Genomic DNA, 18,850 nt, shown 5'->3' with positions numbered 1-18,850 from the left:
GATCCCGCCCGATCTTGCGATCGGACGGGATCTCGTCACCATTCCTGAGCTAACTCAAGAACAGCCGTGACGGGGGCCGACGGGATGCCGTCGAGCGTCCCCCATACAAGCTTTACTGAAAACGATTGTCAATCCTATGAAGAGGTGTCCGTGTGAGAAGCTGGCTCGCGTGACAGCATCCGGAGTGACCGCGCCCACGTTGGCCCAGTTCGCTCAGCCGTCAGGTCTCTCCACGGCCCTGAGACATGAACTGGCCGCTTGCTGGGCCGCGGTGGTCAATTCCGGCGGGGCCGTCATCCCGGCGGACTGCCCGCTGCCGCCCCTGACGTCCGCCGAGACAGCGGCAGCCGTGGAGCGGATCGCGCAAGGATTGGCGCCCGAGCGTGGCAGACTTCTGACGGCCACCGTCGAAGGCTGCCTCGCCGGCTGGCTGCTCGTCCGCCGCGAAGCACATCCGCTCGAAGCGCACTGCGGCGTGGTGAACCACGTGCAGACGCATGTGAACTTCCGCGGGTCCGGGGTCGGCGCCGCGCTGATGCACCACGTCCATCACGTCGCCCGGGAGGAGATGGGTCTGGAGCGCCTCAAACTGACGGTGCGGGCCGGTCTCGGTCTCGAGGACTTCTACGCCAAAGTCGGATGGATCGAGGTAGGGCGCTGGCCGGGCGCCCTGCGTGTCGCCCCGGACGACGACCGCGACGAGATTCTCATGAGCCTGACGCTGTGAGGGCTGAAGCGGTCCCTGCGGCAACGGCGCGGTGACGACTTCGTCGGACAGCCCCAGCGGCATCTGCGCAGGGCGGCAGTGACCGCGGACTCCTGTCAGTTCGACGACGTGCTTGATCCCGGTGAGACAGGTGTCCTCCAGCGCCGGGGGGCGGTACACGGCGGTCGGCGGGTCAGGAAGGCGCTCAACTGTCGGCGACCTGGAAGGCGCAGGTCTTCGCGCCGGTGCTCGCGAGGGCGCCAGCGGGTGGGGCGTGGAGCGGGCCGAGGCGGTGGACCGCCGCGCGACGGGGCCCCAGGACAGGCCGCCACCGTGACCGACCATGTCCTCCTGGTGGGCCGGACCGGGGACTGACGACCGCGGGCGGCAGACCGCGGAACACCGGACACCGCAAAACCGCCCCGGATGACACCGCCCGGCGAGTCGACGACCGGTTCTCTGCGGACCTGACACGCTTGCGTCTCCGCGGACCTGACGCGCTTGCGCGCGGGACGTCGAACCCTTGAGCAGGCGGACCGTCAGTCTTTCAGCGCCACGAGCACGCAACTGTCGCCCACCTGCCACACCGGCGTGATACGGCTGAATCCCGATTCCCGCAGGAGCTCGGCGTGGCGGCTCACCGGCAGATGCCAGTTCTCGCCTCCGCCGCCGGACGAGGGACGGCTGCGCTGTCGCAGCTCGAACAGGTTCGCCAGCTCGGGGTCGGCAGCAGCCGCGGACCACCAGGCTTCCCAGTCCTCGTGGCTTTCGTCGCCCGAGCGCTCGGCCCGTCGGCGCCCCACGTGGGCGGTCAGATCGGAGCAGGAGCGCGCGTCCGGGGGGAAGTGGTCTCCGTTGACCAGCGCTCCCCCCGGGCGCAACAGGGCCGCGAGGCTCTCGTAGGTCTTCAGCAGGACGGGCGCCGGGAGGTAGTGCAGGGCCGTCGTCGTGACGGCGACGTCCAGTCCGCCTCGCAGGCCGAGAGTGTCGGTCCAGCCGTCCTCGCCGATCACCGCCTCCACCCAGCGGGCGACGTCCGGGTGATGCGCCCGCGCCAGTTCCAGCAGCATGGGGTCCATGTCGACCGCGACGATCTCCGCGTCCGGCAGTCGCCGCGCGAGCCGGACGGACAGGGATCCGGGACCACAGCCCAGGTCGAGCAGCGTCGGCCGTTCACGGTCGACGCAGACGTGCTCCACGACGTCGCAGATCACAGTGAAGCGCTCCTCGCGGTCCAGCGCGTACCGCTGCTGCTGCCGCTCCCAGCGCTCCACCCAGCTCCTGGCCGTCTCCGTGCTCACGCTCACCGGCCGCACACCTCTTCCGTCTTCCACCTCTTGGGACTACCGCGCAATCTACAGGTGGAAACGGTTATCAATTGCCATTCACTCCAAGGCAACCAGAACGGCCAGCAGGCGGTCGATCTCTTCGCCGGTGTTGTACACGTGCAGGCTCACCCGCACGGACCCGTCCTTGTCGTCCGCGCCCGCCTGGCAGAGGCGGTCGGCACGGACCATGAAGCCGTGGCTGAAGAGGATGAAGCCCAGGTCGTCGGAGGGGATGTCGCGGTGCCGGAAGGTGACGATGCCGTGCCGTCGCTGGGTCGCGGGCAGCACCGAGTCGGCGGCGAGGCTGACGGGGCAGCCGAGGACCTCGTAGGCGTCCAGACGGCGCAGCCGGTCGGTCAGGCGGCTGGCCAGGTCGGAGACGTGAGCGGCGATTCGGTCGACGCCGACCGCGTCCAGCCAGTCGAACGCCGCCAGCAGCGACACGGCGCCCACGGTGTTGGGGGTGCCGTGCCAGCCCGCGGGCCGCAGGACCGGGCCCCGGGCGTTGCGCGCCCACACCGCTCCGGTGCCGGGCAGCGCCAGAGCCTTGTGCCCGGAGAAGACGACGAAGTCGACGTCGAGACGGGGGCCACCGAGCCTGAGGGGCAGGTGGCCGACGCTCTGCGCCGCGTCCAGGCAGATCGGTACGTCCGGTCCGACAGCGGCACGGATGCGGTGGACGTTCATGTCCCCGCCGTAGACGTGGTGGACATGGGTCGCGGCGACGAAGCGGGTCCGGGGGCCGACGGCCTCGGCGAGGGCCCGGTGGTCGTAGTCGCCGGAGGCCTGCTGGGGCAGGCCGCGGACCCGCACCTCGGCACCGCGCTCGGCGAGCAGGCGTTGGGCCTCCAGCCACGGTTCGAGGTTGGCCTGGTGATCGGCGAACGGGACAAGGATCTCGTCGCCGTCGCCGAGGTACCGCGTGAGCCAGTCGCGGGCGACGGTCCGCAGACCCTCGCTGGTCCCGCTTGTGAGGTGCACGGTGGAGCGGTCCGGGGCAGGATCCCCGAGGAAGGATTTGACCCGTTCACGGGCCTGTTCGACCAGATCCGTGGTCCGGTTGGCCCAGGGGTAGGTGCCGCGGCCGGCGTTGGCGTTCGTCGTCGTCAGGTAGTTCCGCACGGCGTCCAGGACGGCTTGCGGCTTCTGCGACGTCGCCGCACTGTCCAGGTACACCAGTTCCGGGTTCGCGGTGAGGATGGGGAACTCCGCGCGTGCCCGCGCCTGCCACGCCGCGTCGTCGCCGAGCGGCGCGCCGGCCATCGGGCTCACTCCCTCACCAGCGGTGCGCCCGCGTCCCGCCAGGCGACGATGCCCCCCGCGAGGCTGCGAACGTCCGGGTGCCCCATACGGGTCAGGAGCGCGGCGTAGCGCAGGGACTTCTCCCCCACCGGACAGGTCAGCAGTACCGGAGTGCGTTTGCTGAACGGCAGCCCGACCCGTACCAGTTCCTCGAACACCTCGTCGACGATGTTGGCCGACCCCTCGATGTGCAGGGCGGCGTAGGCGTGCGGACCGCGCATGTCGATCACCAGCGGACGCGGCTCTCCCTGGGCCACCCAGCGCCGGGCTTCCTCGACGGTGACGGTCCGGGCCCCGGCGCGGACCTCGGCTTCGGTGAGCGACGCGGCCGAGTGGCCGCGCCGCGCCCTGCCCAGCAGCTCCGGGCGGCGGTCGCGCACATAACTCAGGTAGCTCTCGGCACGGTCGCAGACGATGAACACGGCGGTCTGCCGGTGACCGGTGCCAGCGAGTTCCGCGTCGACGGCGGCGAGATGCCGGACGGCTCCGTGGTAGGCCGCGCCGCCGGTCGGCCCGGACAGCAGTCCGCAGCGGCGGATCAGCGTGACCATGCCGTCGATGGCCTCCTGGGAGGTGACCGACGCGATGGAGTCGTACGTCGCCGGGTCGAACAGCCCGACCTGGTGCACCTCGTCGATGGTGCGGATGCCCGGTATGAAGTCGGACTTGTCGGCGACCAGCCCGAGCACGCGCACCCGCGGGTCATGCTCGCGCAGCACCTTGGCGACTCCGGTCGAGGAGCCGGCCGTGCCCACGCAGGCGACGAACCAGTCGGGCACTCGACCGTCCAGGTCCTTGACGATCTCGGGTCCGGTCCCGGTCGCGTGCGCCTCCACGTTGCGCGGGTTGAAGTACTGGTCGGTGTGCAGGTAGGCGCTGCCGGGTTCGGACAGCGCCTGGTGGAAGCGGGTCAGCGGATCGTCGGTGTCCGTGGGGTCCAGGCACTCGCTCCGACCTGGCAGTTCCTCGATCTCCGCACCGAGGAGGAGCAGGAGTTCCTTGATCTCGGGTACGCGCATCCGGTTGGTCACGCTCTTGAACTTCAGCCCGTTGAGGCCGGCCAGCAGCGCGAGAGCCTTGGCCGTGTTGCCGCTGGACAGTTCCACGACCGTGCCGTCGCCGCCCACCGCCTCCGCCAGGAGCGGCCGAGCCATGTGCCAGGCGGGCCGGTCCTTGACGGAGCCGAAGGGGTTGAGCATCTCGAGCTTGGCGTACAGGTCGATGTGGTGGAGTCCGTGGACCGACGGGTCCATGCGGACCAGCGGCGTGTTTCCGATGGCGTCGGTGATGCTGTCGTATCTCAAGTCGGCCTTCCCTGCGGGTTCGTGAGCGGCCAGTAGTCCTCGTCCAGGCACCAGCGCCAGATGCCGTCCTCCTCTGTGACCGCCACCGTCCGCGCGAGTGGCTGCCGCTGCGCCTGGTGGGCGTGGAAGTCCATGGCGTATCCGGCGGTGTTGACGAAGGCGAGTACGTCGCCGGAACTCGGCAGGCGCGGCAGGTACACCAGCCGGCGGGTGATCAGGTCGGCCTCCAGGCACAGGTTGCCGACGAGGTGCACTCCGACGGGGCCTGCACCGTTCGACTCGTCGCGCGCCCCGTCACGGGGCAGCAGGACGGGGTCGACGAGCACGCCGTGCTCCTCCAGGCTGACGTCTCCCGCGTTCATGCCCAGGCGTACCAAGTACCGGTCGGGGGCGTCGCCTGTGGGCCGCACCTCCAGGACCCGGGCCAGCGACACCCCGCACTGGTCGACGAGGGCCCGTCCCGGCTCGATGTACAGGTCGTTCAGGTGCTCCAGGAGCAGGGTGGCCGGCGACCGGCCCAGAGCCGGGGCGGGGCGCGAGAGCAGCGCGTCGAGGTAGGCCGGCCCCGCGACGGACCGGTGGGCGGGATACAGGGCCGCCGTGCCGCGTACCGTGCCGCCCTCGCCGCGCAGCCCGTAGCCGTGGCCGCGCCAGGTCAGCGGCGGGCGTATCCCGAGTACGGCCTCGCTCAGCGCGGTGGTCCAGCGCTCCCACTCGGCGGCCTCGGCGACGTAGCCCACGCCGAACCCGCCTCCGATGTCCACGACGCCCGGTGTCAGGCCGCGCGCCCGGCACTCGTCCATCAGCAGCACACATCGCTCCAGGGCGCGGACCTTCTCCTCCAGGCCCGTAGTGTCCAAGTGGTAAGCCAGGCCGACAAGTTCGACGGCATCCGCGTGCTCTTCCAGCGCCGACCACAGTGCTTCGGCCGCCGCGACCGGCGTTCCGAACCGGCTGCCCCGCGACAGGAGTCGCGTGCCGGCGCCTTCGAAGCCGGTGTCCGACTCCAATCCCGACAGGCGTGCCAGCACGCGGGTTCTGCCCAGGCCGTGTTCGCGGACTAGCTCGGCCAGTTGCCGCAGCTCACCGACCGAGTCCAGGTTGACCGTCGCCCCCACCCGGGCGGCGAGCCACAGGAACTGCGGATCCTTGGGCCCGGTCGCCATCATCCGGTCCCCGGTGAACCCACAGCTGAGCGCGTGCCGAAGCTCTCCGAGCGAGGCCACATCGATGCCTACCACGGCTGGATCGCAAGCGGCCAGCCTGCGCACCAACGCGCTGGACCGATTCGCCTTGTGCGCGAAGTACACCCGGCCGCAGAGGCGGTGGCGGACGTAGACCGAGCGGAAGTGTTCGGCGTTCCCGGCGACGACCTCGGGCAGCAGCACGTTCAGCGGCGAGCCGAGCGTATCCACCAGCGAGTGCAGGAACCTCACTTCCCCGAGCAACGAGGCGAGCGGCGGCTCCACCCGCGGCTTCAGATACAGGGGCGCGTCCTTCGCCACGCATCCTCCCCACGTTCGCGTGTCGCCGCCTCATGGTGACGACAATCGTTTCGGGGTTAGTCGTTTCCACCTGCACGCGCTGCTAAGCGTCCTCTTGTGCACGCCGTCGCCCGATCACGACTCCGACGCTCCGGCTCTTGCTTCTGAAAATGATTATCATGTATGACTAGAGCTGTTCTTGGGCCCTCTGGGCGATCCGGCACGCCAGTGCACGCGCCCACACGCACTCGGAGTGTCATGTCTCATCGCCCTGTCTCTTCCCCTGCTCTGACCCGGCGCGGCGTCCTCGCCCTGATCGGTCTGGGCACGGCCGCGGTGACCGCCCCGTCGCTCACCGGATGCTCCTCCGGTCAGGCCGTGACGCCCACCGTGACCGGCGCGCCCACCGGCGCGGCCGAGCGCGACGGCACCGCGCGGCTCGCGTTCGCCGGCGCGGGAGCGGCCGAGTCGCTCGACCCGACCGTGGGCACCTCGCCCTGCGACCTCGCCCGCTACTCGGTCCTCTTCGACACGCTGTTCTCCTTCACCGGCGGCGCGGCCGAGCCGGCGCTCGCCACGGGCGCCACCGTCGACAGCAAGGCCAAGAGCTGCACCCTGATCCTGCGCCAGGGGGTGAAGTGGCACGACGGAACGCCCTTCACCTCAGCGGACGTCGTGCACACGCTGAAGTACCGCGCTTCCCCCGACCGCGTCTCGCCGAGCGAGCTGTCGGCCTACTTCGACCTCGCCGCCGCCCGGGCGAGCGACGACCACACCGTGGTCGTACCGACCCTTCAGCCGGTCGGAGACCCGGCCACCCTGTTCGCGGGCGCGGGGCTGTACGTCATCAAGAAGGGCACCACCTCCTTCGACGCCAAGTCGACCGTCGGCACCGGCCCTTACCGCCTGACGGCCTTCAAGGCGGGTGTCGAGACCCGTCTTGAGCGCTTCGCCGGCTACTGGGACGGCGACGGGCCCGCCGAAGCGGTCGTCCTGCTCAGCGTCGACGACGCGCAGGCCCGCGTGAACGCGGTCAGGGACGGACAGGCCGACTACGCCTCGGATATCTCCTTCGCCACCGCGAAGGCGGGGACGCCCGGCAGCGGTCTCCAGATCCGTGACGCGGGCGAGGGCATGCGCACGACCTACGGCTTCGTCCTCAACGTCACCCGCACCCTGCCCGCGGACCCGCGGGTGCGGCGGGCGATCAAGCTGGGCATCGACCGCAAGGCGCTGGTCGAGGCCGTCTTCCTCGGCTACGGGGCCCCCGCCAACGACCTGTTCGGGGCCGGCGCGAAGTACTACCTCGGCGACGTGCCCGTCCCGGAGCGCGACACGGCGACGGCGAAACAGCTGCTGAAGGAGGCCGGCGCCGCCGGCAAGCCCTTCGTCGTGCGCACGGCCGAGTACGAGACGGGACTCAACTCCTCCGCGGAGCTGTTCGTGGAACAGCTGAGGGGTCTCGGTCTTGACGCCGAGCTGGCCAAGGTGAACACCACCGAGGGGTACGACCCGGCGGGCATGAAGGCGTGCGACGCCATCGCGTTCCCCCTCGGGCCCGTCTCCCTGGCCCTGACCTACACCCGGTCCGCCGCCTTCCCCACGTTGGCCTTCCCGGACAAGGAGCTGAAGGACGCCGTGGCGACGGCGATATCCACCACCTCGCAAACCGCGAGGGCCGACGCCTGGACCAAGGCCCAGCGGGTCATGGCGGACCGCGGCAACTGGATCGCCTGGGGACGCGGTGACGTGCTGAGCCTGGCGAAGGAGCGGCTGACGGGCATCGAGAACCGCGAGTCGCCGAAGTACCCGTGGCTGGGCAAGGTCGGGTTCACCGCGTGAAGAGGGGGCTTCCCCGGTACGTCGCCGGCCGGCTGGTGACCGCCGGGTTCCTGCTGGCCGCACTGTCCCTGGTGGTCTACGTCGGCGTCGACCTGCTGCCCGGCGACCCCGCCACCGCCCGGCTCGGGATGAACGCCACCCCGGACCAGGTGGCGGTGGTCCGGGCCAGGCTCGGACTGGACGAGCCGCTGAGCCGGCGCTACCTGGAGTGGGCCGGGGGCCTGCTGCACGGGGACCTCGGCACCTCGGCGAACGGCACCCCCGTCGCCGACATGCTCGCCGGGCGCCTCGGCAACACCGCGATCCTGGCCGCCCTGACGATCCTCCTCCTGGTGCCCTCCTCGCTGGTCCTCGGCATCGCCCTGGGCCGCCGGGCGGGCGGCCGGGCCGACGGCGCCGCCTCCACGCTGCTGCTGCTCACCACGGCCGTGCCCGAGTTCGTCGTCGCGGCCATGCTCGCCCTGCTATTGGGTGCGCAGTTCGGCTGGCTGCCGGCGACTTCCCTGGTGCCCTCGGGAGACTCTCCGCTCGCCCACCCGGAGGTGCTGGTGCTGCCGGTACTGAGCCTGCTGTGGGTCGGTCTCGCCTACGCGACGCGGGTGGTGCGGGCGCAGACGCTGGTCGCCCTGCGCGCCCCGCACGTCGAGGCGATGCGGCTCAACGGCTTTCCGGAACGGACCGTGCTGCGCCACGGCGTCCTGCCCGCCGTGCTGCCCTCCGCCACGCAGATCTGGCTGATCACCTCGGCCGGGATGCTCGGCGGCACGGTCCTGGTGGAGACCGTCTTCGGCTACCCGGGCATCGGCAACGTGCTGGTCGCCTCGGTCAGCACCGGGGACCTGCCGGTCGTGCAGGCCCTCGCGGTGCTCATGGGGGCGCTCACCCTGCTGGCCACCATCGCCGCGGACATCGTCGGCGCCGCGGTCGCGAGGACGGGATCCGGATGACGACACCCGCACCACCGCTCAGCCAGGTCCCCGGTCCGCTGCGGCCGGCCCCCGGCCCCCTCGGACGGCGCGTCAGGCTTCGCACGCTGACCGTGGCGGTCCTCGTGGGCGCCGTTCTGATCGTCGGCCTGATCGGGCAGTTGCTCGCGCCGCACTCGGCGACCGAGATGGTCGCGACGCCGTACGCGGGGCCCGCCCCCGGACACCTGCTCGGCACCGACCACCTCGGCCGGGACGTACTCTCCCGGCTGCTACGCGGCGGTCCCTCGGTGGTGCTGACCACGGTGACCGCCACCGCGCTGACCGTGGCGCTCGGCACCTCGGCGGGGCTCACGGCGGCCCTGGTCGCCCATCACAGGCCGGCCGCCGAAGGACTGGTGATGCGGCCCTTGGACGCCTTGGCCGCGCTGCCGCCGATGCTCGCCCTGCTGCTCGTCCTGACGGCGGTGCCCAGCCGTACCGGCATCGTGCTCGCGGCGTGCGTCGCGGGCGTACCGCTGTCCGCGCGGGTCGTCAGGGCCGCGGCGCTGCCCGTGCTGCGCAGGCCGCACGTGGAGCTGTCGCTCGCCCGGGGGGAACGGTGGACCTGGGTGCTGCGCCACGAGGTCCTGCCGCTGGTCGCTACCACGGTGCTCGCCGACGCCGGGCTCCGCTTCGTCTTCTCCCTCTACCTGGTTGGCGCCGCCGGCTTCCTCGGCGTCGGGGTCTCGGGGTCCGACTGGGGCACCCTCGTCCACGAGGCCCTGCCCGGCGCCGCGCTCCAGCCCTGGGCGCTGGTGGCTCCGCTGCTCCTGATCGCCGTCCTCGCCGTGGGCGTCAATCTTCTGTCCGACGACCTGACCCGCCCCGAGGAGGAGGAGTGAGCACACCGATGCTCGCCGTCGAGAACCTGGTGCTCAACTCGTCCCGGGGCCCGGTCCTGCGCGGCGTGTCCCTCACGGCGGACCGGGGCGAGGCGCTGGCCGTGGCGGGCGCCTCCGGCTCCGGGAAAACCACCCTGGCCCTCTCCGTCCTGGGACACCTGCGCCCCGGTCTCACCCTGGCCGACGGCCGGGTCCGCGTGGACGGGCACGACACGCTGCCGGTGCCCCACCCCGAGCTGCGCGGCCGTACGGTCGCCTACCTCGGGCAGGACGCCGGCACGACGCTCAACCCCTATCGCCGGCTGTCCGGCACGCTGGGCGCCGCGCTGGACGCCCGGGACGCCGACGGGACCGAGGCGCTGCTGCGCCGGGTCGGTCTGCCCGCCGCGTTCGCGCGGCGGCGCCCCGCCGAACTCTCCGGCGGCCAGCAGCAACGGGCGGCTCTGGCCGTCGCCCTCGCCCGGGACCCGCGGCTGCTCGTCCTGGACGAACCCACCTCTGCCCTCGACCCCGTGGCGAAGGAGGTGATCCGTACGGAGCTGGCCCGCGTCCGCGAGGCGGGTGTGGGTCTGCTGTGGATCACCCACGACCTCTCGTCGGTCGAGGGGCTGGTGGACCGGGTCGTGGTCCTGGCGCACGGCCGGATCGTGGAGGACGCGCCGACCGCCCGGGTCCTGACCGCTCCCGTGTCCCGTCCGGCGGCGGCACTGGTCGCCGCGGCGTCGCCGCCGCCCCGGTCGCGCGGGCAGGCTTCCGAGGCGCCGCCTGTCCTGCGGGTCGACTCACTCACCGCGTCGGTGGGCGGGCGGCGCGTGCTGAAGGAGGTCGGTCTGACCGTCCGGCCGGGCCGCTGTCTGGCCGTCACCGGCGCGTCCGGCAGCGGCAAGACGACGCTGGCCCGCTGCGTCACCGGACTCCACCCGGTCGCGGGCGGGTCGATCCTGCTCGACGGGCGTCCGCTGCCGGGGCGGGCGCGCAGGAGGCCGGTGACGGACCGCGCGGCGATCCAGCTTGTACCGCAGAGCCCGGCCGAGACGCTGCACCCCCTGCGACCGGTCCGCGACGCCCTGGTGCGCCCGCTGCGCGTCCTGCGGGGCATGCGGGCACCGGAGCTGATCGAGGAGGAGGTCGAGCGGCTGCTCGGCCTGGTCGGCCTGCCCCCCGAGCTCGCGCGGCGCACACCGGGCCGGCTCTCCGGCGGGCAGCGCCAACGCATCGCCATCGCCCGCGCGTTGGCCGCTGGGCCGCGGATCCTGCTGTGCGACGAGATGACCTCGGCGCTCGACTCGGTGACCCAGGCGTCCGTGCTCGATCTCGTGCGGGAGCTGTGCGAGGAGCGGTCGTTGGGCGTGCTTTTGATCACCCACGATCCGCAGGTGGTCCAGCGAGTCGCCGACGACGTGATGGTGCTGGACGAGGGCCGGCTGCGGCACTGGGACGACGTTCCGGCCGGGCACCTGCTGTGAGGGTCCCGCGGACGCGAGGAGGGGGGCGGCACGACCGTGCCGCCCCCGCCTACTCGTCCGTCACCAGGACGACTTCGTCACTCCGGGCAGGAATCCGGCGTGGGCCTGCTCACGCACGTTGACGCGGGAGAGGCCGAACTTGCGCAGGTGCCCGCGGGGGCGGCCGTCCACGCTGTCGCGGTTGCGGACCCGGGTCGCGCTCGCATCCCGCGGCTGGCGGCGCAGTTCCGCCTGCGCGGCCGCCTTCTCCTCGTCCGTGGTGGCCGGGGAGACCAGAACGGCCTTGAGCTCAGCGCGCCGCTCCGCGTAACGGGCGACGATCAGCTTCCGCTTCTCGTTCTTCGCGATCTTGCTCTTCTTCGCCATCAGACACGCTCCCCACGGGCTCGGATGCGGGCGACGGCGGCCTCGATGCCGATCAGGTCCACCGTCTTGATGGCCCTCGCGCTCAGCCGCAGGCGCACGTTGCGCCCCTCGCTGGGCAGCCAGTACCGCTTGTTCTGGATGTTCGGGTCGAACCGGCGCGAGGTGCGCCGGTGCGAGTGGGAGATCTTCTTGCCGAAGACCGGCTCGGCGCCGGTCAGTTGACAGTGGGCGGACATACGGGTTCTGCCTTTCTCGACACCGGCTTACCGGCAATGACAATCATTGTCGTATGCTACTCCCATGGCACGCAACGAACTGCGCCCGATCGTCAAGCTCCGCTCCACCGCCGGGACCGGCTACACCTACGTGACCCGCAAGAACCGCCGGAACGACCCGGACCGACTGGTCCTCAGGAAGTTCGACCCCATCGCCCGGCGCCACGTCGACTTCCGCGAGGAACGCTGACCGCACCGGCCCCGTCCGTCCACACTCCGCACCAGGGACACCCCATGAAGCCCGGAATCCACCCCGCCTACCGCCCGGTCGTCTTCCGCGACAAGGCCGGCGACTTCGCCTTCCTGACCCGCTCGACGATGACCAGCGACAAGACGATCGACTGGGAGGACGGCCGCACCTACCCGGTGGTCGACGTCGAGATCTCCTCGGCGAGCCACCCCTTCTACACCGGCACCGCCCGCGTGCTGGACACCGCCGGCCGCGTCGAGCGCTTCGAGCGCCGCTACGGACGGGCCGGAGGCCGCCGATGACCCTCGACGGACCGATGCCCGTGGTGATCGTCGGCGGAATGCACGCCGACGCCCGCCGCGCCACGGTCGAACAACTGCTGCGCGAGGTACCCGGCAGCGTCGCCCTGCACCACGACCTGTCCACCGCCCCGGCGGGCATCGTGCGCCGCAGCGTCCGCGACGCCGCGGGCGACACCTCCTGGGGCGAGACGCCGCTGGTCGACGACTGCGCCTGCTGCGCCCTGCGCGAGGACCTCGTCCCCGAACTGGAACGGCTGGCCGCCGGCGGCCTCACCCGCCTCGCGGTCGTGGAGCTGTGGGACTCCGTGGAGCCCCGCGGCATGGCGGAGGTGGTCGCCGGCCACGGCCACGGCGCCTTCCGGCTCACCAATGTGGTGACCGCCCTGGACCCCGCGCTCACCCTGCCCAGCCTGTCCGACGGCGACGACCTCGCCGATGCCGGACTCGCCGCTGCGGCGAACGACCAGCGCACCGTGGGCGACACCTTCGCACGGCAACTGGAGTACGCCCCCGTCCTCGCCCTCGCCGACAGCCCCGTCACCGGACCCGACGACCTCGCGCTCCTACGGCAGTTGCATCCCGCCGCGCGGCGGATCCGCATCGAGTCGGGGCAGTTGGGCGGCATCGCGGTCGCCGGGTTCGACGTGGCAGCGGCGGCGGCCGCCCAGCACCCGGCCTGCGCCCGGCTCCCCCACGACTGCGACGAGGAAGGAGTCAGCACACTCGTCTGGCAGCGCCGCCGCCCCTTCCACGCCGGCCGCCTCTACGCGGCGCTGGAGGACCTGTGCTGCGCCGCCGCCCGCAGCCGGGGAAGGTTCTGGCTGGCGGACCGGCCCGACAGCCTGCTCGCCTGGGACGCCGCGGGCGGCGCGCTGAGCGTGGAGAGCGCCGGGCCGTGGATGGCCTCCCTCCCGGACGCGGCCTGGGAGATGATGCCCGCCGAGCGCCGGACCGCCGCCGCGCTGGACTGGCACCCCGAACACGGCGACCGCTGCCAGCACCTCGTCTTCACCTCGCCCGACCTCGACCGCGCCGGCCTGCTCGCGCTCCTCGACGCCTGCCTGCTCACCGACGACGAACTGGCGTCCGGACCCGCCGCCTGGCGCCGGCCCACCGGCTTCGACCGACTGCTCGACGCCGTCGCCTGACCCACCCCCCTCTCACCATCCCAGGAGGGCTCCATGCCCCGCTCCGCCAAAGCCACGCCCACGCGCAAGAACCGGCCCAACCCCCTCGACGTCGCCGGCATCACCCACATCGACTACAAGGACACCGACCTGCTGCGGAAGTTCATCTCCGACCGCGGCAAGATCCGCAGCCGCCGGGTCACCCGGATCAGCCGGCAGCAGCAGCGGCGGATCGCCACCGCCGTCAAGAACGCCCGCGAGATGGCCCTGCTCCCCTACTCCAGCCGCTGAACTCCCGCCTTCCGCGAACGAGTTGTCCTCGGACGACTTTCCCACCGACGAGAGGATCGTCATGGCCGTCCCCAAGCGCAAGATGTCACGCAGCAACACCCGCCACCGCCGCGCCCAGTGGCGCGCGAGCACCCCGCCGCTCGCCCCCGTCACCATCGACGGCAGCACCTACCTGGTCCCCCAGCACCTGCGCAAGGCCTACGAGCGCTGCCTGCTCCGCCCGGAGGACTGACGCGTGATGCCGCACGACCGCCTGCCGGTGACCGTCCTCTCCGGGTTCCTCGGAGCGGGCAAGACCACCCTGCTCAACCACCTGCTGACCAACCGCGAGGGACTGCGCGTCGCCGTCATCGTGAACGACATGAGCGAGATCAACATTGACGCCGCGTTGGTGCGCGGTGGCGAGGCCGCTCTCTCCCGCACGGAGGAACGGCTGGTCGAGATGACCAACGGCTGCATCTGCTGCACACTCCGCGACGACCTCCTCGACGAGGTGGACCGCCTCGCCCGGGAAGGACGCTTCGACTACCTCCTGATCGAGTCCAGCGGCATCTCCGAGCCCATGCCGGTCGCCGCCACCTTCTCCTTCGCGCGCGACGACGGGGCGGCGCTCGACGAACTCGCCCAGCTGGACACCATGGTCACCGTGGTGGACGCGGCCAACTTCCTGGCCGAGCTGGGCACCGGCGACGAACTCGCCGAGCGGGGGCTCGCGCCCTTCGAGGACGACGAGCGCACCGTGAGCGACCTGCTGATCGACCAGGTCGAGTTCGCCGACGTGATCGTCCTGAACAAGCTCGACCTGGTCGACGACACGTCCGCCGAGCGGCTGCGCGGCGTCCTCGCCCGGCTCAACCCGGGCGCGCGCCTGGTCGAGACGGTCCGCGGTCGGGTGCGCGCCTCCGAGGTACTCGGGACCGGTCTGTTCGACGTCGAGCGGGCGCAGCAGGCACCCGGCTGGGTGCGGGAGCTGAACGGCGACCACGTCCCGGAGACCGAGGAGTACGGGATCTCGTCCACCCTGTTCCGCGCCGACCGGCCCTTCCACCCGGGGCGGCTGTGGCAGCTGATCACCGAGCGGTTCGACAGCGGCGACTTCGGGACGGTCCTGCGCAGCAAGGGCTTCTTCACGCTGGCCGGACGCACCGGGGTGACCGGCCTGTGGTCCCAGGCCGGGTCTGTCGCCCGCTTCGAGCCCGCCGGGATCAGCGAGGCCGGGGCGCCCGAGCAGCAGGCCCAGGAGCTGGTGTTCATCGGCACCGAGCTGGAGCCGGCGGCCCTGCACTCGGCGCTGGAGGAATGCCTCCTGGACGGCGAGTGGACCGGCGGCGAGGATCCCTTCCCCGCCTGGGACGTCCCCGAGGCCCACGAGTCCTGCGTGCACGAGCAGCACGGGGCGGTGCTGCCCGTCCGATGACCCCGGGCCGGGTGATGGTCGCAGCCACGGCATCACCCGGCCCGGTCAGCCTGGTACCGGCGTCATCCACCGGGAGGTGACCATGCGCGGCTCCGCTCTCGGGAACCAGCGCTCGACACGGCAGCGTCGCGAGTTGCTGACTCTGTTCCAGACGTGCGACGACTTCGTCTCCGCGCGGTCCCTGCACGCGGCGGCCGAGGCCGCCGGCATCATGATCGGCCTGACCACCGTCTACCGCACCCTCCGCATCCTGGAGGCGGACGGCGGCGCGGACGTGATCCGCGACCTCAACGGTGAACGGCTCTATCGCCCGCGCCCCGACGGGCGGCACCAGCACTACGTCGTATGCCGGGAGTGCGGGCTGAGCCGCGCGGTGGAGGCGGAACAGGTCGAGCGGTGGGCCCGGAGCGTCGCGGCGACCACCGGCTTCACCGGCATCGACCACGTCGTCGAGCTGACCGGCGTCTGCGGGGACTGCGGCCGGAAAGAGTGACCTTGGGCGTGCCGACGGCGGTCACCCGGACATGGGGGCATGCCTCACGGCAGTCGTCGCCAAAGCTTCGCAAAATCCGCTGTCTCCCACTTCCCGAACATCGTTACGACATTCATTTTCAACTACCCTGGGCTGCAGGCCCTTGAGCTGCCCATACGCCGCGCCTTATCACCCTTTCGAGATTCCGCACATGGAGGACCCATGCCCACGCCACTCTCCCGTTCCCTGACCCTCATATCCGGGGTGGCCGCCGCCGCTCTGCTGGCCGGCTGTGGCGGGTCCACGGACTCGGACGACGACGCCAAGGGCGGAGCGACCACGGACTCGGCGAGGATTCCCGTCGTCGCGTCGACCAACGTCTGGGGGGACGTCGCCAAGCAGGTTGGCGGCGACAAGGTCGACGTGACGTCGATCATCACCAGCCCCGATCAGGACCCGCACTCCTTCGAGGCCAGCACCCGCAACCAGCTGACGCTCTCCAAGGCCAAGGTCGTCATCGCCAATGGCGGCGGCTACGACGACTTCGTCTCCCGGATGACGAAGAGCAACACCTCAGCCGCGAAGATCGACGCCGTGCAGGTGTCCGGCCACAAGGCCCCGGTCGGCGGGGAGCTCAACGAGCACGTCTGGTACGACTTCACCAGCGTCGGCAAGGTGGCCGACCGCATCGCCCTGGAGCTGGGCAAGGTGGCCCCGGGCGATGCCGCGACCTTCAAGAAGAACGCCGACGCGTTCACGGCCAAGCTGGAGCCGCTGACGGCGAAGGAAGCCGCCGTCAAGAAGAATCACGCCGGTGAGGGCGTGGCCATCACCGAGCCCGTCCCGCTCTACATGACGGAGGCCGCCGGGCTGAAGAACAAGACGCCTGAGGACTTCAGCGAGGCGATCGAGGAGGGCGACGACGTCTCGCCGCAGGTCCTCAAGGAGACCCTTGACCTCTACTCCGGCAAGCAGGTCAAGGTCCTCGTCTACAACGAGCAGACCGCAGGCGCCCAGACGGAGAAGGTGAAGGAGGCCGCGAAGAAGGCGGGCATCCCGGTGGTCCCGGTCACCGAGACGCTTCCCGCGGGCAAGGACTACCTGTCGTGGATGACGTCGAACATCGACGCCCTCGCCGGCGCACTGGACAAGTAGGCGCCGGTCATGCCGAAACAGGCCAAAGATGACCGGTCGGCGGCACGAGGGGCGGCGTCAACCGCACAACCCGTGATCCGCGCGGAGAACGCGGCGCTCGCCTACGGCTCCCGGACGGTGTGGCAGGACCTGGACCTCGAGGTGTGCGAGGGCGAGTTCCTCGCCGTTCTCGGACCGAACGGATCCGGGAAGACCAGCTTCATGAAGGCCCTGCTCGGCCGGGTGCCGCTGTCCTCGGGACGGCTCACGGTGCTCGGCCGCCGGCCGGGGAAGGCCGGCCGGCGCCTCGGCTACGTTCCCCAGCAGTCCACTCTGGCGGGGCAGGCCGCCCTGCGCGCCCGCGATCTGGTGCGCCTGGGGTTCGACGGGCACCGCTTCGGCCTCGGCCTGCCGGGCCGCGGCCCACGCCGACGGGTGGACGAGATCCTCGCGGCCGTGGGTGCGACGGACTACGCCGACGTCCCGCTCGACATGCTCTCCGGCGGCGAGCAGCAGCGCGTCCGGGTCGGGCAGGCGCTCGCCGCGGATCCGCAGCTGCTGCTGTGCGACGAGCCGTTGCTCTCCCTCGATCTGCGCCACCAGCGCGCGGTGACGGAACTCGTCGACGCCCGCCGCCGGTCCCACGGCACGGCCGTCGTCTTCGTCACCCATGAGATCAACCCCGTGCTCGGCATGGCCGACCGGGTCCTCTACCTCGCCCGGGGGCGGCACCGGATCGGGACGCCGCAGGAGGTTTTGACCTCGGAGTCGCTGTCCGACCTCTACGGCACGCGCGTCGACGTCCTGCGGGTGCGGGACCGGGTGGTCGTGGTCGGCGCCCCCGACGAGCCGACCGCCTCGGACCATCATCACGAACCGGAACCGCACGGCGTACGCCACACGGCGCGCGGGAAGCAAGGAGCGCGCACATGACCTCCGCCGGCAGCCTCTGGCAGCAGATCTTCACCTTCGAGGACTACGGCGCGCTGCTGGAGCTCGTGCACAACTCGCTGATCGTCGGCGCCGCGCTCGGCCTGGTGGGCGGTCTCGCGGGGGTGTTCGTCATCATGCGCGACCTCCCCTTCGCGGTGCACGGCATCAGTGAGCTGTCCTTCGCCGGGGCCTCAGCGGCGCTGCTCTTCGGCATGAACGTGGTCGCGGGCTCGGTCATCGGCTCCCTGGTCGCCGCGAGCGTGATCGGGGTCCTCGGGGCGAAGGCGCGGCACCGCAACTCGGTGATCGGCATTCTCATGCCGTTCGGTCTCGGCCTGGGCGTGCTCTTCCTCGCGCTCTACAAGGGCCGGGCGGCGAACAAGTTCGGGCTGCTCACGGGCCAGATCGTGGCGGTGGATACTCCGCAGACGACGATCCTGCTGAGCATGTCGGCGCTCGTGCTCGTCGCCCTGCTCGTGATGTGGCGGCCCCTGATGTTCGCCAGCATCGACCCGGAGGTCGCCGGCACCCGCGGCGTGCCGGTTCGGGGTCTCTCCCTCGCCTTCATGCTGGTGCTCGGCCTGACCATCGCGCTGTCCGTGCAGGTGGTCGGGGCACTGCTCGTCCTGACGCTGGTCGTCACCCCGGCCGCCGCGGCGGCGCGGGTCACGGCGTCCCCCGTCATGCTGCCGGTGCTGAGCGTCGTGCTCGCCGTCGTCTCGATGGAGGGCGGCATCCTGCTGGCGCTGGGGAGCAGCGTCCCCATCAGCCCCTACGTGACCACCCTGTCCTTCACCCTGTACGGGATCTGCGCCGCGATCGGGGCGGTGCGACGCAGGAACTGGGGCCGGAAGGCCGCCGGGGCGGACGCCGGCCGCGCCGAAGTCACCCAGCACGCGGGCGCCGCCACCGCCTGAGTCCCTCCTCACGTCATGCCGTCTCCGGTCGCTCAGTTCAGGCGGGCCACACTCCGCGGCGACGGCGCCGCCCGGAACCGCTCGGGGAACGCTTCCTCGGACAAGCCGTCCCGCAGCTAGGCAGTTTCGTTTGGATCACCGGGCGGACCAGAGGAAGATGCCCGCGATGTGGAGTCCGGCCAGG

General features: G+C 71.5%; 21 protein-coding genes. 15 read left to right on the top strand and 6 right to left on the bottom strand.

The window, feature by feature from the left end; translation table 11 throughout:
- The first annotated feature begins 169 nt into the window (after window positions 1-169).
- Window positions 170-727 (top strand): GNAT family N-acetyltransferase, encoded by a 558-nt coding sequence (locus tag ABEB07_RS20315; RefSeq protein ID WP_345669656.1) that lies wholly within the window; start codon window positions 170-172, stop codon window positions 725-727.
- A gap of 518 nt (window positions 728-1,245) precedes the next feature.
- On the opposite strand, the gene ABEB07_RS20310 is transcribed toward ABEB07_RS20315, so the two are convergent.
- The 4 genes from ABEB07_RS20310 to ABEB07_RS20295 all read right to left on the bottom strand — a co-directional run bounded on the left by ABEB07_RS20310 (window position 1,246) and on the right by ABEB07_RS20295 (window position 6,145).
- A complete protein-coding gene (locus ABEB07_RS20310) occupies window positions 1,246-2,013 on the bottom strand; it encodes a class I SAM-dependent methyltransferase (RefSeq protein WP_345669655.1) in 768 nt (255 codons plus the stop codon).
- 78 nt (window positions 2,014-2,091) lie between these two features.
- Window positions 2,092-3,297: an aminotransferase class V-fold PLP-dependent enzyme gene (locus tag ABEB07_RS20305; RefSeq protein ID WP_345669654.1), complete on the bottom strand. Its 1,206-nt coding sequence runs from the start codon at window positions 3,295-3,297 to the stop codon at window positions 2,092-2,094.
- Window positions 3,298-3,302: 5 nt separating this feature from the next.
- Complete coding sequence (locus tag ABEB07_RS20300; protein WP_345669653.1) at window positions 3,303-4,640, bottom strand: pyridoxal-phosphate dependent enzyme; 1,338 nt, start codon at window positions 4,638-4,640, stop codon at window positions 3,303-3,305.
- A complete protein-coding gene (locus ABEB07_RS20295) occupies window positions 4,637-6,145 on the bottom strand; it encodes a Y4yA family PLP-dependent enzyme (RefSeq protein WP_345669651.1) in 1,509 nt (502 codons plus the stop codon). Before ABEB07_RS20295 ends, ABEB07_RS20300 begins: the two co-directional genes overlap by 4 nt.
- A 237-nt stretch (window positions 6,146-6,382) precedes the next feature.
- Between ABEB07_RS20295 and ABEB07_RS20290 the strand changes: the two genes are divergently transcribed.
- From ABEB07_RS20290 to ABEB07_RS20275, 4 genes are read left to right on the top strand one after another with little or no spacing between them, the layout of a single operon-like run.
- Window positions 6,383-7,966 (top strand): ABC transporter substrate-binding protein, encoded by a 1,584-nt coding sequence (locus ABEB07_RS20290; protein ID WP_345669650.1) that lies wholly within the window; start codon window positions 6,383-6,385, stop codon window positions 7,964-7,966.
- Window positions 7,963-8,913 (top strand): ABC transporter permease, encoded by a 951-nt coding sequence (locus ABEB07_RS20285; RefSeq protein WP_345669649.1) that lies wholly within the window; start codon window positions 7,963-7,965, stop codon window positions 8,911-8,913. The genes ABEB07_RS20290 and ABEB07_RS20285 overlap by 4 nt, the downstream gene beginning before the upstream one ends.
- The gene (locus tag ABEB07_RS20280) at window positions 8,910-9,776 is read left to right on the top strand and encodes an ABC transporter permease (protein WP_345669647.1); all 867 of its coding nucleotides are present in this window, start codon (window positions 8,910-8,912) and stop codon (window positions 9,774-9,776) included. The genes ABEB07_RS20285 and ABEB07_RS20280 overlap by 4 nt, the downstream gene beginning before the upstream one ends.
- The gene (locus ABEB07_RS20275) at window positions 9,773-11,242 is read left to right on the top strand and encodes an ABC transporter ATP-binding protein (RefSeq protein ID WP_345669646.1); all 1,470 of its coding nucleotides are present in this window, start codon (window positions 9,773-9,775) and stop codon (window positions 11,240-11,242) included. Before ABEB07_RS20280 ends, ABEB07_RS20275 begins: the two co-directional genes overlap by 4 nt.
- Before the next feature lie 60 nt (window positions 11,243-11,302).
- On the opposite strand, the gene rpsN is transcribed toward ABEB07_RS20275, so the two are convergent.
- Together rpsN and rpmB are read right to left on the bottom strand one after the other, a co-directional pair.
- Window positions 11,303-11,608, bottom strand: coding sequence for a 30S ribosomal protein S14 (gene rpsN / locus ABEB07_RS20270; RefSeq protein ID WP_345669645.1), 306 nt, complete (start codon window positions 11,606-11,608; stop codon window positions 11,303-11,305).
- Window positions 11,608-11,844 carry a 50S ribosomal protein L28 gene (rpmB, locus tag ABEB07_RS20265; protein ID WP_345669644.1) on the bottom strand — a complete coding sequence of 79 codons (237 nt, stop codon included), beginning with the start codon at window positions 11,842-11,844 and terminating at the stop codon, window positions 11,608-11,610. Before rpmB ends, rpsN begins: the two co-directional genes overlap by 1 nt.
- Before the next feature lie 64 nt (window positions 11,845-11,908).
- Between rpmB and rpmG the strand changes: the two genes are divergently transcribed.
- The 10 genes from rpmG to ABEB07_RS20215 all read left to right on the top strand — a co-directional run bounded on the left by rpmG (window position 11,909) and on the right by ABEB07_RS20215 (window position 18,666).
- Window positions 11,909-12,073 (top strand): 50S ribosomal protein L33, encoded by a 165-nt coding sequence (rpmG, locus tag ABEB07_RS20260; protein ID WP_345669643.1) that lies wholly within the window; start codon window positions 11,909-11,911, stop codon window positions 12,071-12,073.
- Between the two features lie 44 nt (window positions 12,074-12,117).
- Entirely contained in the window at window positions 12,118-12,375 is a 258-nt protein-coding gene (locus tag ABEB07_RS20255) for a type B 50S ribosomal protein L31 (protein WP_345669642.1), read from the top strand.
- Window positions 12,372-13,523 (top strand): GTP-binding protein, encoded by a 1,152-nt coding sequence (locus tag ABEB07_RS20250; protein ID WP_345669641.1) that lies wholly within the window; start codon window positions 12,372-12,374, stop codon window positions 13,521-13,523. The genes ABEB07_RS20255 and ABEB07_RS20250 overlap by 4 nt, the downstream gene beginning before the upstream one ends.
- Before the next feature lie 33 nt (window positions 13,524-13,556).
- Window positions 13,557-13,793, top strand: coding sequence for a 30S ribosomal protein S18 (rpsR, locus tag ABEB07_RS20245; RefSeq protein ID WP_345669640.1), 237 nt, complete (start codon window positions 13,557-13,559; stop codon window positions 13,791-13,793).
- 61 nt (window positions 13,794-13,854) lie between these two features.
- Entirely contained in the window at window positions 13,855-14,025 is a 171-nt protein-coding gene (gene rpmF, locus ABEB07_RS20240; protein WP_345669639.1) for a 50S ribosomal protein L32, read from the top strand.
- 6 nt (window positions 14,026-14,031) lie between these two features.
- A complete protein-coding gene (locus ABEB07_RS20235; RefSeq protein WP_345669638.1) occupies window positions 14,032-15,210 on the top strand; it encodes a GTP-binding protein in 1,179 nt (392 codons plus the stop codon).
- Between the two features lie 82 nt (window positions 15,211-15,292).
- The gene (locus tag ABEB07_RS20230) at window positions 15,293-15,703 is read left to right on the top strand and encodes a Fur family transcriptional regulator (RefSeq protein ID WP_345669637.1); all 411 of its coding nucleotides are present in this window, start codon (window positions 15,293-15,295) and stop codon (window positions 15,701-15,703) included.
- 201 nt (window positions 15,704-15,904) lie between these two features.
- On the top strand, window positions 15,905-16,837 hold the full coding sequence (locus ABEB07_RS20225) for a metal ABC transporter solute-binding protein, Zn/Mn family (protein ID WP_345669636.1): 933 nt from the start codon (window positions 15,905-15,907) through the stop codon (window positions 16,835-16,837).
- A gap of 9 nt (window positions 16,838-16,846) precedes the next feature.
- Window positions 16,847-17,749 (top strand): metal ABC transporter ATP-binding protein, encoded by a 903-nt coding sequence (locus ABEB07_RS20220; protein WP_345669634.1) that lies wholly within the window; start codon window positions 16,847-16,849, stop codon window positions 17,747-17,749.
- Window positions 17,746-18,666 (top strand): metal ABC transporter permease, encoded by a 921-nt coding sequence (locus tag ABEB07_RS20215; protein WP_345669633.1) that lies wholly within the window; start codon window positions 17,746-17,748, stop codon window positions 18,664-18,666. The genes ABEB07_RS20220 and ABEB07_RS20215 overlap by 4 nt, the downstream gene beginning before the upstream one ends.
- The last annotated feature ends 184 nt before the right edge of the window (window positions 18,667-18,850 follow it).

Origin of the sequence: Streptomyces similanensis (assembly GCF_039543625.1) — a bacterium.
Classification (GTDB): domain Bacteria; phylum Actinomycetota; class Actinomycetes; order Streptomycetales; family Streptomycetaceae; genus Streptomyces; species Streptomyces similanensis.
This window is presented reverse-complemented; position numbering and strand designations above follow the sequence as displayed.